Annotated in this window: 9 protein-coding genes and 1 pseudogene; 5 read left to right on the top strand and 5 right to left on the bottom strand. The window is 72.8% G+C overall.

Features of this window, described 5'->3' with window-relative positions; genetic code table 11:
- Positions 1–45: 45 nt before the first annotated feature.
- Positions 46–1,668, bottom strand: coding sequence for a GGDEF domain-containing protein (locus C3489_RS07745; RefSeq protein WP_103781015.1), 1,623 nt, complete (start codon positions 1,666–1,668; stop codon positions 46–48).
- Between the two features lie 171 nt (positions 1,669–1,839).
- Between C3489_RS07745 and C3489_RS07750 the strand changes: the two genes are divergently transcribed.
- Both C3489_RS07750 and C3489_RS07755 read left to right on the top strand, forming a co-directional pair.
- Positions 1,840–2,658, top strand: coding sequence for a M15 family metallopeptidase (locus tag C3489_RS07750; RefSeq protein ID WP_103781016.1), 819 nt, complete (start codon positions 1,840–1,842; stop codon positions 2,656–2,658).
- A gap of 35 nt (positions 2,659–2,693) precedes the next feature.
- Entirely contained in the window at positions 2,694–3,230 is a 537-nt protein-coding gene (locus tag C3489_RS07755; protein ID WP_103781017.1) for an NUDIX domain-containing protein, read from the top strand.
- Positions 3,231–3,246: 16 nt separating this feature from the next.
- On the opposite strand, the gene C3489_RS07760 is transcribed toward C3489_RS07755, so the two are convergent.
- Positions 3,247–5,613: a glycoside hydrolase family 31 protein gene (locus C3489_RS07760; protein ID WP_103781018.1), complete on the bottom strand. Its 2,367-nt coding sequence runs from the start codon at positions 5,611–5,613 to the stop codon at positions 3,247–3,249.
- A 213-nt stretch (positions 5,614–5,826) separates the two neighbouring features.
- Here C3489_RS07760 and C3489_RS07765 point away from each other — a divergent pair, with 213 nt between their 5' ends.
- On the top strand, positions 5,827–7,794 hold the full coding sequence (locus C3489_RS07765) for an acetoacetate--CoA ligase (RefSeq protein WP_103781019.1): 1,968 nt from the start codon (positions 5,827–5,829) through the stop codon (positions 7,792–7,794).
- A gap of 13 nt (positions 7,795–7,807) precedes the next feature.
- On the opposite strand, the gene C3489_RS07770 is transcribed toward C3489_RS07765, so the two are convergent.
- Positions 7,808–9,127: an aminotransferase class I/II-fold pyridoxal phosphate-dependent enzyme gene (locus C3489_RS07770; protein WP_103781020.1), complete on the bottom strand. Its 1,320-nt coding sequence runs from the start codon at positions 9,125–9,127 to the stop codon at positions 7,808–7,810.
- A 111-nt stretch (positions 9,128–9,238) separates the two neighbouring features.
- Here C3489_RS07770 and C3489_RS07775 point away from each other — a divergent pair, with 111 nt between their 5' ends.
- A complete protein-coding gene (locus C3489_RS07775; protein ID WP_103781021.1) occupies positions 9,239–10,447 on the top strand; it encodes an MFS transporter in 1,209 nt (402 codons plus the stop codon).
- 22 nt (positions 10,448–10,469) lie between these two features.
- Positions 10,470–11,363 carry a hypothetical protein gene (locus C3489_RS07780; protein ID WP_103781022.1) on the top strand — a complete coding sequence of 298 codons (894 nt, stop codon included), beginning with the start codon at positions 10,470–10,472 and terminating at the stop codon, positions 11,361–11,363.
- 82 nt (positions 11,364–11,445) lie between these two features.
- On the opposite strand, the gene ptsP is transcribed toward C3489_RS07780, so the two are convergent.
- Positions 11,446–13,116 (bottom strand): phosphoenolpyruvate--protein phosphotransferase, encoded by a 1,671-nt coding sequence (gene ptsP / locus C3489_RS07785; RefSeq protein WP_103781023.1) that lies wholly within the window; start codon positions 13,114–13,116, stop codon positions 11,446–11,448.
- Between the two features lie 78 nt (positions 13,117–13,194).
- Positions 13,195–13,643: pseudogene (locus tag C3489_RS07790) on the bottom strand (PTS glucose transporter subunit IIA).
- Between the last annotated feature and the right edge of the window lie 317 nt (positions 13,644–13,960).

Consider the following 13,960-nt stretch of genomic DNA (forward strand, 5'->3'; position numbering starts at 1 on the left):
CGGGCCCCGGCCGAACTTTGACCCTCCGCAAGGTCCCACAGCCCCTCAGGAAGCCACTGAAGCCCCCTCAGAGCCCCGCAGCACCTCATGGCCGGGCGCTCCCGCTCGGGCCAGCACCCAGCTGGCGCCGCGCAGCGCCTTCGCGGCCTTCTTCAGGGGCGCGAGCGAAGCCGCCGCCTGCCGGTGGTCGTGGACGCTCCCCGGCCCGCACACGACCGTGGCCAGGGACAGCGTGACCGGCAGGCCGCCGGCCGCCCAGGGGACATCCAGCACGGCCGAGGCCAGTTCGCCGAGGCCGTCGGGATCGCTGAGCACCAGGAAGTCGTCCCCGCCGATGTGCCCCACCCGCGTCGCCCCGGACGCGGCCAGTTCCAGCGTCCGCCCCACCGCGCGGATCAGCTCGTCGCCCGCCGCGAACCCGGCCCCGTCGTTGACCTGCTTGAAGTGGTCGACGTCCAGCCAGCTCAACGCGAACGCCCGGCCCCCCGCGATCCGGCGGTCCACCTCACCGGTGATCGCGTCCGACCCCGGCAGCCGGGTCAGCGGATTGAGCCCGGCGGCCTCCTCCACACGGCTCTCCGCGAGCGCCCGCACCAGATCCGCCAGGCGCACGACGCCCACGCACCGCCCGCGGCCGTCGACGACGGCGACGTCGTCGGAGGTGCGGTCCCGGCCGCCGACCGCCACCACGTCCAGCACCTCCCAGGCGGTGGCGTCGACCCCCACCGTCCGCGGCGGGTCCCCGAGCTTGGCCGCCGGCCGGTCGGCGTACAGGGCGTGGCCGTACCGCCCGGACATGGTCAGCAGGAACCGCGAGCGGTGCACCGACCGCACCGGCACCCCGGCCGCGTCCACCAGCAGCACCCCGGACACGTCGGGCGAGCCGGTCAGCAGGGCCCGCACCTGCCCGGCGGAGGCGTGCGCGGGCAGCAGCGCGGCCGGCCGCACGAACTGCCGTACCGACGGCCCTGAGCGGGGCACCGGGACGACGCCGGGGGAGCGGGGCGGAACGTATACGTCCGCGGCGGGCAGCCGGGCGGGCGGTGCGAACAGCTCGCCCTGCGCCAGCTGCGCCCCGGCCGCCAGCGCGGCCGTGCACTGCGACTCGGTCTCCACGCCCTCGACGGCCAGCAGGGCGCCCAGTTCGTCGCACAGCGTCCGCATGGCGCGTACGGCGGCGGGCCGCGCCAGCAGCGACGCGTCGAGCTTGACCAGCTCGGGGCTAAGGTCGGTGAGCAGTCGCAGCGGCACGTCCCCGTCGCCGACCCCGTCGGCGCTGATCCGGAAGCCCTGGCGGCGCAGCACGGTCACGGCCTCCAGCAGGGCCCGCTGCGGCACGTGCGTGTACGGCGGGACGATGTCGACGGTGACCTCCCACGGCAGCCGTCCCGCCTCACGCACGGCGTCGTGCAGCGCGGACAGTCCGCCCAGGTCGGCCAGGGTCCCGGCGAACACGTTCACATGCAGCGGCAGCAGGGTCTCCTTGCGCACGGCCGCGCGGAAGGCCAGCACCGCGAGCCTGCCGTCCAGTTCGGGGTCGCGGCGTGCCTCGGCCAGGATGTCACCGGCCTCCGGTCGGGCGAGGATCTCCAGTGCCGCGACCCCGCCCGTGGTGAGGTTGACCACCGGCTGGAAGGCGAAGCGGAGAGTATCCGTCCAGGAGTGCACGGGAGCATGATGGCGCCGTGGGAGCCCGCCCAGGCCCAGTTCATGAGACGTTCACGCAGGATTCCGGCGCGATCACACAGCGTAGAAGCTCCGGCCCGCTCTCACCCGGTCAGTGCGCGATGCACGCGTTCGGCCCCCGGCGGCCGTCCGGACCTGGTAGATGCAAGGGACATGACACGACTGCACCGCCCCGTGCGGGCGCTGATCATCGCGCTCACCGCCCTGCTGACCGCGACCCTCGCCTCCGCCACGGCCCGGGCGTCCACCGAGCCCAAGGCCCCCGCCGACTTCGTCGCCCTCAGATCCGTGGACCCGACGATCATCCAGGAGATGCGCTACTTCACCCCGCACAACTTCGTCGGCGAGCGCATCGACGGCTACGAGCAGCCGATGTGCATCCTCACCCGGCCCGCCGCCCAGGCACTGCACAAGGCGCAGCAGCAGCTGCTGCGCGAGGGGTACAGCCTCAAGGTGTACGACTGCTACCGGCCGCAGCGCGCCGTCGACCACTTCGTCCGCTGGGCCAAGGACCTCGACGACCAGCGCATGAAGGCCGAGTTCTACCCGGACGTCGACAAGACCCGGCTGTTCGCCGACGGTTACATCGCGGAGAAGTCCGGCCACAGCCGCGGCTCCACCATGGACCTCACGGTCGTGCGGCTGCCCGCCAGGCCGACGCATCCCTACGTCCCCGGGCAACCGCTCGTGCCCTGTTACGCCCCCAAGAAGGATCGCTTTCCGGACAACTCCCTCGACATGGGGACCGGATTCGACTGCTTCGACACTCTTTCGCACACCCTGGATCCGCGTGTCCAGGGCGAACAGCGCGCCAACCGACTGCTGCTCAAGGACACCCTGGAGCACCTCGGTTTCGTGAACCTGGCCGAGGAATGGTGGCACTACACCTACAAGCCGGAGCCCTATCCGGACACCTACTTCGACTTCCCGGTCTCCGCCAAGTCGCTCACCAAGGCACGGCCAACCGCCTGAAGTCGGCGCCCTCTCCGATCGGATACAGTCCGCGCGTGTCCGAAATCCAGCACTCCACTTCCAACTCCGGTCCCGGCTCCCACTGTTCGAGCTGCGGCACGCCCTATGGAGAGGGCGTCACCGGCTGGCCGCGCACCTGCCCCGGCTGCGGCACCGTCGCCTACCGCAACCCCCTGCCGGTGGCGGTCGCCCTCCAGCCCGTCTACGACACCCAGGGCACCGCCCTGGTCGTGATCACCCGAACCGTCGATCCCGCGCGCGGGGGCATCGCCCTGCCCGGCGGCTACGTCGACGACCGCGAGGACTGGCGGCAGGCCGTCGTCCGCGAGCTGAAGGAGGAGACGGGCATCGACGCCGCGAGCCGCGACGTCCGCCTCGTCGACGCCATGAGCTCTCCCGACGGCCATCTGCTGCTGTTCGGACTCCTGCCGGAACGCCCCGTCCACGGTCTTCCCGCGTCGGCGGCCACGGACGAGACCCAGGGCTGGGAACTCCTGCGCCGCCCGGAGCAACTCGCCTTCCCGCTGCACACGGCCGCCGTACGGGCGTGGTTCGAGGGCCGCTACGTCTGACCGTCGCGTTGCGGCCTCAGCGCCCGGCGAGCCCCCGCACCCGGACCGGCAGGGACGGCTCACGCGGCCCGTCCGGGCCCTGCAGCCCCACGACCACGCGCGAGCCGTCCCACCGGGTGACGTAGTGCTCGATCTCCGGCTCCTCCCAGCCGTCGCCCGCGTCCGCCACCACCAGCCCGCCCCCGGCACGGCCCGGCGCCGGCGCCCACACCTCCAGCTCCGGCCCTCCGTCGTCCCCACGCACCGGAATCACCGCACCCGCGCGTGCCAGGACCGGGATCCGCGACAGCGGCGCCTCGACCAGCACCTGCCCCGGCCCCTCGTACGCCTGTCCCGTGGCCGTGTCGTACCAGCGACCGCGGGGCAGCCGCACCGCCCGCCGGTCCGCCCCCGGCGCGAGCACCGGCGCCACCAGCAGACAGTCACCCAGCAGGAAGGCGTCCTCGCACTCGCGCAGCGCCCGGTCCTCCGGGGCGCCCCACCACAGGGGCCGCACATAGGGAGCCCCGGTGCGCCGGGCCAGATGCGCCAGGGTGACGAAGTACGGCAGCAGCCGCCGGCGCTCCACGAGCGCCACGCGCGCGTGCTCCAGCACCTCGGCCCCGAACTCCCACGGCTCCCGGCGCCCGGCGTCCCGGCTCGCGTGCGTACGGAACAGCGGCAGGTACGCGCCCAGCTGGAACCACCGCAGAAACAGCTCGGGCGACGGGCTGCCGTCGAACCCGCCGATGTCCGGGCCCGAGTACGGCACCCCGCACAGCCCGAGGCCGAGCACCAGCGACAGCGACGCCCGCAGCCCGGGCCAGCCGGTGGCGACGTCCCCGGACCAGGTGCCGCCGTAGCGCTGCATCCCGGCCCATCCCGAGCGGGAGAACAGGAACGGCCGCTCCCGGGGCGACAGCTCCCGCAGGCCCTCGTACGCGGCCCGCGCCATGCTCAGGCCGTAGACGTTGTGCGCCTCCCGGTGATCGCCGCCGCGTCCCTCCAGGCAGTGCCGGGCCGACCGCGGCAGGGTCGACTCGCCGAACGCGGTGAACGAGGTCGGCTCGTTCATGTCGTGCCAGAAACCCGCGAACCCCTGCGCCAGCCGCTCCGCGTACAGGCCGCCCCACCACTTGCGCACACGCGCGTGCGTGAAGTCCGGGAACACCGCGTCCCCGGGCCACACCACCCCCTCGACGAGCCGCCCCGAAGCGTCCCGTACGAACGCGTCCAGGTCCGTGCCGCCGTCGTACACGGCGTTGCCCGGCGCCGCCCTGACCGCCGGGTCCACGATCGACACCAGCCGGATCCCGTCCCGGCGCAGCTCCTCTGCGAGCCTGGGCAGCGCGGGGAAGCGCTCCCGGTCGACGGTGAACACCTGGTGCGCGTCGTAGTGGTCGATGTCGAGGTGGACGGCGTCGAGCGGCAGACCGCGCTCCCGGTAGCCCGCGACGATCCGCCGCACCTCTCCCTCGCTGCCGAAACCCCACCGCGCGTGCTGATGGCCCAGCGCCCACCGCGGCGGAAGCGCGGGCGCCCCGGTCAGCGAGGCCCAGGCGAGCAGCACGCGCGCGGGGGTGCCCACCATCACCCAGCAGCGCAGCGGGCCGCCCTGCATGCGCAGCTCGCTGGTCCCCGCCCGGTCGTGGCCCGAGCCGGCCCCTTCCTCGCCCTCGCGCAGGGTCACGGTGCCGTCCCAGGAGTTGTCGTGGAACAGCAGATGCGTCCCCGCGTCCGCCACCACCATCTGCACCGGCATGGTGATGTACAGCGGGTCGTCTCCCGGGGAGAAGGCGTGACCCGGATCGGTGTTCCACAGGCGGTAGGTGCCGTCGCGCAGGCGGGGACCGCCCGCCCGTCCGCCGAGGCCGAAGAACCGCGCCTCCGGGGCCACCTCCGAGCGGACCATCCAGCGTCCCGGACCGCCGTCGGCCGGCTCCCACCACCGGGGCGGAAGATCGCGGCGCAGCGTCACACCGCCGGGCGTGCGGATCTCCACCGCGCCGTGCCGCGAGACGGCGACCGTCACCCGCTCGGCCACCACCCGCCAGCCGCCCTCCTTGTCGGGCTCCAGCGACGCCCGCGGATCGGGTTCCGGGCAGCGGCCCGCCAGGGCGTACGACGGCTCGGCGGCGGCCCCGTCCCAGGCCCAGAAGGCGGCCCCGTTGACCGCGACCAGGATGCGCAGCTCGGAGCGGCCGAACCGGATGACGCCCCCGCCCGGACCGGGCTCCACCTCCTCGATGGTGCCGGGCATCCGTGCCCGCTCGGCCGCCGGACGCGGCAGCCCGGCGGCGTCGGTCCGCCTCCGGCGCCAGGCGGCCCGCACGGTCCGCACGGCCTGGGCCGCCCCCACCGCACCGACCAGCTTCACCGAACGCACCAGGTCACGACCGTCCATGCTGCTCACCCTGCCATTGACGGCCCCACGCGCGGGTGTCGTTCAACTGCCGTTCACCCGTGATCGGACCACATCTTCACGACACGAACTATGTGCGGTGAGCCCTGGTGCTGCAGTCGATCACATGGCATCGTCCGTGTCAGCCGCGTCACGCGCACACCCCAGCCCGTGCGCGGAGGACGCACACGAAGCGCACAGCCCGGGAGCACCCCAATGACGACCGTGAACCCGCAACCCCTCTGGCAGCCGGATCCGGAGCGCATCGCCCAGGCTCAGGTGACCAGGTTCCAGGCCTGGGCAGCCGAGCACCACGGCGCACCGGCCGAGGGCGGCTACCCCGCGCTGCAGCGCTGGTCCGTCGACGACCTGGAGTCCTTCTGGACGGCCGTCACGCAGTGGTTCGACGTACGGTTCTCGACGCCGTACACGCGTGTGCTCGGCGACCGCGCCATGCCCGGGGCCCAATGGTTCCCCGGCGCGACCCTCAACTACGCCGAACACGCCCTGCGCGCCGCCGCCGACCGCCCCGACGCCCCGGCGCTGCTCCACGTCGACGAGACGCACGAGCCCCGCCCGGTCAGCTGGGCCGAACTGCGCCGCCAGGTCGGCTCCCTCGCCGCCGAACTGCGCGCCCTCGGTGTACGCCCCGGGGACCGCGTCAGCGGCTACCTGCCGAACATCCCGCAGGCCGTCGTCGCCCTGCTCGCGACGGCCGCCGTCGGCGCCGTATGGACCTCCTGCGCCCCCGACTTCGGCGCCCGCAGCGTCCTGGACCGCTTCCAGCAGGTCGAACCGGTCGTCCTGTTCACGGTCGACGGCTACCGCTACGGCGGCAAGGAGCACGACCGCCGCGAGATCGTCGCCGAACTGCGCCGCGAGCTGCCCACGCTGCGCGCGGTGGTGCACATCCCGCTGCTGGGCACGCCGGCCCCCGAGGGCGCCCTGGAGTGGTCGGCGCTGACCGCGGCCGACGTCGAACCGGTCTTCGAGCAGGTGCCCTTCGACCACCCGCTGTGGGTGCTGTACTCCTCCGGCACGACCGGCCTGCCCAAGGCCATCGTCCAGTCCCAGGGCGGCATCCTGGTCGAGCACCTCAAGCAGCTCGGCCTGCACTGCGACCTCGGCCCCGAGGACCGTTTCTTCTGGTACACCTCGACGGGCTGGATGATGTGGAACTTCCTCGTCTCCGGCCTGCTGACGGGCACCACGATCGTGCTCTACGACGGCAGCCCCGGCTACCCCGACACCGGCGCCCAGTGGCGGGTCGCCGAACGCACCGGCGCCACCCTCTACGGCACCTCGGCCGCCTACGTCATGGCCTGCCGCAAGGCCGGCGTGCACCCGGCGCGCGACTTCGACCTCTCCACGGTGCGCTGCGTGGCCACCACGGGCTCCCCGCTGCCGCCCGACGGCTTCCGCTGGCTGCACGACGAGGTGCGCGACGACCTGTGGATCGCCTCCGTCAGCGGCGGCACGGACGTGTGCTCCTGCTTCGCCGGCGCGGTGCCGACCCTCCCGGTGTACATCGGCGAACTCCAGGCCCCCTGTCTGGGCACCGATCTGCAGTCCTGGGACCCCAGCGGCAAGCCCCTGACCGACGAGGTCGGCGAGCTGGTCGTCACCAACCCCATGCCGTCCATGCCGATCCACTTCTGGAACGACCCCGACGGCAGCCGCTACCACGACAGCTACTTCGACACCTACCCCGGTGTCTGGCGCCACGGCGACTGGATCACGCTCACCTCGCGCGGCTCGGTGATCATCCACGGCCGGTCGGACTCCACCCTGAACCGCCAGGGCGTGCGCATGGGCTCCGCCGACATCTACGAGGCCGTCGAGCGCCTGCCCGAGATCAAGGAGTCCCTCGTCATCGGCATCGAGCAGCCCGACGGCGGCTACTGGATGCCGCTGTTCGTGCACCTGGCTCCGGGTGCCGTCCTCGACGACGCCCTCACCGACCGGATCAAGCGCACCATCCGCGAGCAGCTCTCCCCGCGCCACCTCCCCGACGAGATCATCGAGGTGCCCGGCGTGCCGCACACCCTCACCGGCAAGCGCATCGAGGTCCCGGTCAAGCGGCTCCTCCAGGGCACTCCCTTGGAGAAGGCCGTCAACCCCGGCTCCATCGACGACCTCGGCCTGCTGCACTTCTACGAGGACCTGGCCCGCAAGCGCGCCTGAGCCTCCCCGGGGGTCAGCCTCCGTAGGTGGCCTCGGACTCGCCCAGCACGGCGGCGAAGTCCGAGGCCAGCCGCACCGCCTCGGTTGCCTCCAGCCCGGCGACCGAGATCCGCACGCCCGGAGGCGCCGCCAGCCGGAACCGGGCTCCGGCCGCGACCCACCAGCCGTACGACCGCAGCCCGTTCACCACCGCCGACTCGTCCCGCACCGGCACCCAGACGTTCATCCCGCTCGCGCCGTGCGCGGGAATGCCCCGCTCCGCGAGCGCGGCCTTCAGGGCCTCCCGCCGCTGTGCGTACGCCTCCCGCGCGCGTGTCACCAACGCGCGCGTGCCGTCGTCGGTCAGCAGCCGGTGGACGGTGTCCTGCAGAAGGTGGCTCACCCAGCCGGACGTCAGCAGCAGCCGCCCGTCGTGCCGGGCCGACGTCACCGGATCGCAGGCCGCCGCCGCCCAGCGCAGATCCGTGCCCAGGAACTTGCTCACCGTGCGCACGTGCACCCACCGGGCGAGGCCGGATGCGGCGAGCGTCCACAGGGGCGCGTCGGCGATCTCGGAGGCGTGGTCGTTCTCGACGACGAGCACATCGCCGGCCTCGCGCAGCACCCGCGCGAGCGCGTCCCTGCGCTCGGCGGAGAAGCAGCCGCCGTAAGGATTCTGCGCCCGCGGACTGCACACCACCGCCCGAACTCCCGCACCCAGCGCCTCCTCCAGGGCGTCGGGACGCATCCCCTCGTCGTCCACCGCCACCGCGACGGTCCGCAGCCCGAGCGCCGCGACCAGATCCAGCAGATGGTGGTAGCCAGGATCCTCCATCGCCACGGCGTCCCCGGGCCGCAGCTCCACCGACAGCAGCCGGCCGATCAGATCCAGCGCCCCATGGGCGAACGTCACCTGCTCCACGGGCACCCCGTCGGGCCGCAGCCAGTCGCGTACGGCCTCCTCCAGAGGCGCCAGCCGGGGCGTCGCACGGTGCGGACGGGCGCCGGGGGAGAGGCGTGACGGGGGCACGAGGGCCGGCAGCAGCCGCGGATCTGGGTGCCCGCCCGCCAGGTCACGCAGGCCCTCCGGCACCCTGGGCGGCCGACGTGAGGCGACCGCCGGCGCGGGCGCCACCACGGTGCCGCCCCGGCCGCGCGTGACCACGATGCCCCGCTGCCGCAGCTCCTTGTACGCCGTGGCGACCGTCCCCGGGCTCACGCCCAGCTCGTCCGCCAGCCGCCGCACCGGCGGCAGTGCCGCGCCCGGCGCCAACGCCCCTTCGGCCACGCCTCGTTCCACGGACGCGGCAATTGCCTTGGCCGTCGTACCGACGATCCCATATTGTGTTGCCACGTTGGTAACTATGTACCAATACATAACTGGAGACAAGGGGGAACCGTGCGCCGGACGCACCGCACAGCCACGGGCAAGGCACGCATACCCGGAGGACGAGACGGACGCGCGATGCTCGTCATCGCCCTCGTCGACCGCATCGGCAGCGGACTGTGGGCCTCCGTCTCCGTCCTGTACTTCACCTACGTCGCCCACCTGTCCATCGCCCAGATCGGCACCCTCGCCGCAGCGGCCGGAGCCGTCGGCATCGCCGGCTCACCCCTCGGCGGACGGCTCGCCGACCGGTTCCCGGTCACCCGCGTCCTCGTCACCGTCCAGCTCGTGCGCGCCCTGGCCTCCCTGGCCCTGCTCACCACCGACCACTTCGCCCCGCTGCTCGTCTTCTCCGCCGTCGGCAGCCTCGGCGATCGCGCCGCGAGCGTCCTCACCAAGCTCTACGCCACCCGCATCGCCGGCCCCGACCGCGTCCGGTACCAGGCCCTGCACCGCACCCTCGCCAACGCCGGCTGGGCCCTCGGCGGCCTCGCCGCCGCAGCCGCCCTCGCCCTGGGCACCACCACCGCCTACCGCTGGCTGCTCACCGGCGACGCCCTGTCCTTCCTGCTCTCCGCGCTGCTCACCCTGCGCTGCAACGAACCCCCCTCCACCCGGCGGACCGTCACCACCTCGACGACCCCGGCCCGACCCACCACCCCCCGCAGCCCCTGGCGCGACCGCACCTACCTCGCCTACGTCGCCACCGAGACCGTCCTGTCCCTCGACGACGCCATCTTCAAAGTCGGGCTGCCCCTGTGGATCGCCCACACCGGCAACGTCCCGCACGGACTGGCCCCGCTGCTGCTCGTCCTCAACAACGTCATGGTCGTCGCCCTCCAGGTCCCCCTGGCCCGATTCGGCACCACGACAGCCGCCGCCCGCGCACTCCTGATCCCGCTCTCCGCCGCCTTCGCGCTGGGCGGCCTGGCCCTGGCGCTCTCCGCCACCGACACCACCCCGGCGGCCATCGCCCTGCTCACCGCCGCGGCCGTCGCGTTCACCGTCGCCGAAATGCTCCACGCCACCGTCTCCTGGGAACTGTCGGTCGCCCTCGCCCCCGACAGCGCCCTCGGCGCCTACCTCGGCGTGCACGGCCTGGCCCAAGCCGCCCAGCGCAGCGCCGGCCCGCTCGCAGTCACCGCGGCCATCGCCACCGGCCCCGCCGGCTGGACCGTCTTCGGCGCCACCATCGCCCTGACCTGCGCAATCCAGCACCGGCTCGTCCGCGAGCGGCTCAGCCGGACCCCGTTGTCAGTGCCCCCGGTTACTGTGAGTGAGCACTGATCGACTGCGCACAGGGGGAAACATGGCGCACACCGACCGCCGGACCATGCGACGCGTCCTTCGCCGCGAAATCGCCGGCACCATCGGCCTGCTCACCGACGAACACGACTTCCGCGCCATGCGGCGCTACCGCACCTTCACCTTCGACGACCACACCGCCTACCTGCGCGAAGTGGAAGCCCTGCTCAGGTCCCGCGCCACCCAGGGCGGACACACCACGGTCACCCTCTTCGACCCCGAGGAGTACGCCGCCTACTGCACCTGGCACGAACTGGACCCCGACAGCCCGGCGAGCCGGACCCGCTTCACCGCCGAACTCGCCGCCACCGGCCCCACGGTCCTGTACGAGGGACAACCGCTGACCGAACTCGTCCCCGCCCTCGTCGACGAAGCCGTCCGTCAGGCCACCTGGGAGTACGCCGCCACCCTGCTCGCCCGCCTCGGCAGCTGCGCCTCCTGCGGCGAGGACATCGGACGCGCCGCCTTCGCACACGCCTCCGACCTCCTCATGCGCGTCCTCGACACCGCCTCACCCGGCAACCGGCACCTCGTCTGCAGCGTCTCCGGCCCACCAGAAACCCTGACCGCCGTGCTCCACGCCGACCAGGTCGCCGACGGCACCACCCCACTCGACGAAGCCGAAGCCCTGGAGTTCACCACCGTCCTCGCCCTCGGCCTCGCCACCGACAGCCCCGGCGGCCTCGTCATGCGCACCAGCACACCCGGCAGCCCCGACCGCATCTACGGATGGCGCCTGCGCGACAACACCCTGCACCCGCTGACCGCCGGCGAGGTCTTCGACGCCTACTGCACCGACATCGAGTCCGGCGATCTGCTCTCCCCGGAATCCGACGTCGACTACTGCGAGCCCCCCGACCTCGGCGCCGACGACACACTCCACCGCCACCGACGCTGACGACCCCCCACAGCGACGCGAAGGGGCGCCCCGCCCGAAGCGGAGCGCCCCTCCAACGACACGAAGCGTGCGCGCGACGCGATTACTCGCCGGACAGCACCGCCTGAGCCGCGTTGCGCGCCTCCTCGGCACTGTCCGCTGCCCGCGCGGCCGCGGCGGCCCGCTCGCACTGAGCGAGCGTGTACTTCGCCAGGGTCGCGCGTACATAAGGAAGGGACGCCGCACCCATGGAGAGGGAGGTGACACCCAGACCGGTCAGCACACACGCCAGCAGCGGGTCGGACGCGGCCTCACCGCAGACGCCACAGCTCTTGCCCTCGGCCTTCGCCGCCTCGGCGGACAGCGCCACCAGGTCGAGCAGCGCCGGCTGCCACGGGTCCTGCAGACGTGACACCGCACCCACCTGACGGTCCGCGGCGAACGTGTACTGCGCCAGGTCGTTCGTCCCCAGCGACAGGAACTCGACCTCCTGCAGGATCGACCGCGCCCGCAGCGCGGCCGACGGGATCTCGACCATCGCGCCGAACTTCGCCCGCAGACCCGCCTCCCGGCAGGCGTCGGCGAACGCCTTGGCGTCGGTGCGGTCGGCCACCATCGGGGCCATGACCTCAAGGTAGACCGGCAGCCCCTCAGCGGCCCTGGCCAGCGCCGTCAGCTGCGTGCGCAGCACCTCGGGGTGGTCCAGCAGGGTGCGCAGACCCCGCACACCCAGCGCCGGGTTCGGCTCGTCGGCCGGGGTGAGGAAGTCCAGCGGCTTGTCCGCACCCGCGTCCAGCACCCGCACGACCACACGGCCCTCGGGGAACGCCTCCAGGACCTGACGGTAGGCCTCGACCTGCTTCTCCTCGGACGGCGCGTTCTTGTTGTCGTCCAGGAACAGGAACTCGGTACGGAAGAGCCCGACGCCCTCGGCACCGGCTTCTACCGCGGCGGCCACATCCGCCGGACCGCCGATGTTGGCGAGCAGCGGCACCTTGTGCCCGTCGGCGGTGGCGCCCGGACCGGTCGCGGCGGCCAGCGCGGCCTTGCGCTCGGCGGCGGCAGCCTGCAGCTGCGCCTTCCGGTCCTCGCCCGGGTTCACGAAGATCTCACCGGTGCTGCCGTCGACCGCGACCACCGTGCCCTCGGCCAGCTCACCGGCACCGGGCAGAGCGACGACGGCCGGCACACCGAGGGCACGCGCCAGGATGGCACTGTGACTGGTCGGCCCGCCCTCCTCGGTGACGAAGCCCAGCACCAGCGTCGGATCCAGCAGCGCCGTGTCGGCGGGCGCGAGGTCGCGGGCGACCAGCACATACGGCTCGTCGCTGTCCGGCACGCCCGGCATCGGCACCCCGAGCAGACGGGCGACGATACGGTTCCGCACATCGTCGAGGTCGGCCACCCGGCCGGCGAGGTACTCGCCCGCCGCGGCCAGCAGCTCGCGGTACGCCGCGAAAGCGTCGTACACCGCGCGCTCGGCCGTGCTCCCCACCGCGATACGACGGTCCACGTCCGCCATCAACTCGGGGTCCTGGGCCATCATGGCCTGCGCCTCAAGCACGGCCTGGGCCTCGCCCCCCGCCAGATTGCCGCGCGCCATCAGGTCGGCAGCCACAGCCTCCACGGCTTTGCGGGCACGCCCCTGTTCGCGCTCCGCTTCCTCCGCCGGGATCTGCTTGGCCGGCGGTTCGAGGACCGCCGTTCCCATGTGCCGAACCTCGCCGATCGCCACACCGTGGCTCACGCCGACGCCTCGCAGCGTTGTCTCCATCTCACCCGTCTCCGATAGTGCGGCGGGTCCCGCCGCCGCGGTGGTTGTCCTACCAGCCGTCACAGGACGGCGCCGACGTCACTTCCAGACGAAGAGACTGTCGCCGGTCTTCAGCTCGCCGTCCTCACGAAGCTCGGAGAGCGCCTCGGCCGTGGCCTCCAGAGCGACCACGGGGCACACCGGGGACTTGCCGGCGGCCTCCACGGCGCGGGGTTCCAGCGCACGATGGCCTGGCCGCGCGTGACCGTGTCCCCCTTGTTCACGAGCAGCTCGAAGCCTTCGCCGTTCAGCTGCACGGTGTCGATGCCGAGGTGAGTGAGCACGCCGTGCCCGCTCTCGTCGACGACCACGAAGGCGTGCGGGTGCAGGGAGACGATGACTCCGTCAACCGGCGAGACCGCCTCGGAGGCGTCACGGTCGGGGTCGATCGCGGTACCGGGGCCGACCATGGCCCCGGAGAAGACCGGATCCGGCACGGCCGCCAGTCCGATGGCACGTCCTGCAAGAGGGGACGTCACGGTGGTCATGGGAAACCTCCCAGGGGTGGAGATCAAAAGGGCCGTCTCGCCTGTCCCGGACGGCGCACTGGGCAGCAGGGTATGTCATAGGTAGTACCGGTTCCGCACGAGAGATCCGAATAGAGGTCTAGACCACATCTCCCACGGATTTGCACCCGCTCCGCGGCTCCGTGTACAGTCGTACTCCTGCGACGGGCTGAGCGACGCGATCGAGCGTCATCGCCCGAGCAGCAACCCAACTCGTCAGATCCTATCCCGGGATCACCTTCCGCATGCCTGCGGGACGGTGGTCAGGGGGGCGGAAAAAGCCTGGTAGAGTTGGAAAC

Origin of the sequence: Streptomyces sp. Ru71 (genome assembly GCF_002920535.1) — a bacterium.
In the GTDB taxonomy this organism is placed as follows: domain Bacteria; phylum Actinomycetota; class Actinomycetes; order Streptomycetales; family Streptomycetaceae; genus Streptomyces.

Coding starts and splice junctions, on each gene's coding strand:
- C3489_RS07750 (WP_103781016.1), top strand. CDS start 1,840: ATGACACGACTGCACCGCCCCGTGCGGGCGCTGATCATCGCGCTCACC.
- C3489_RS07760 (WP_103781018.1), bottom strand. CDS start 5,613: ATGGACGGTCGTGACCTGGTGCGTTCGGTGAAGCTGGTCGGTGCGGTG.
- C3489_RS07765 (WP_103781019.1), top strand. CDS start 5,827: ATGACGACCGTGAACCCGCAACCCCTCTGGCAGCCGGATCCGGAGCGC.
- C3489_RS07775 (WP_103781021.1), top strand. CDS start 9,239: ATGCTCGTCATCGCCCTCGTCGACCGCATCGGCAGCGGACTGTGGGCC.
- C3489_RS07780 (WP_103781022.1), top strand. CDS start 10,470: ATGGCGCACACCGACCGCCGGACCATGCGACGCGTCCTTCGCCGCGAA.
- ptsP (WP_103781023.1), bottom strand. CDS start 13,116: ATGGAGACAACGCTGCGAGGCGTCGGCGTGAGCCACGGTGTGGCGATC.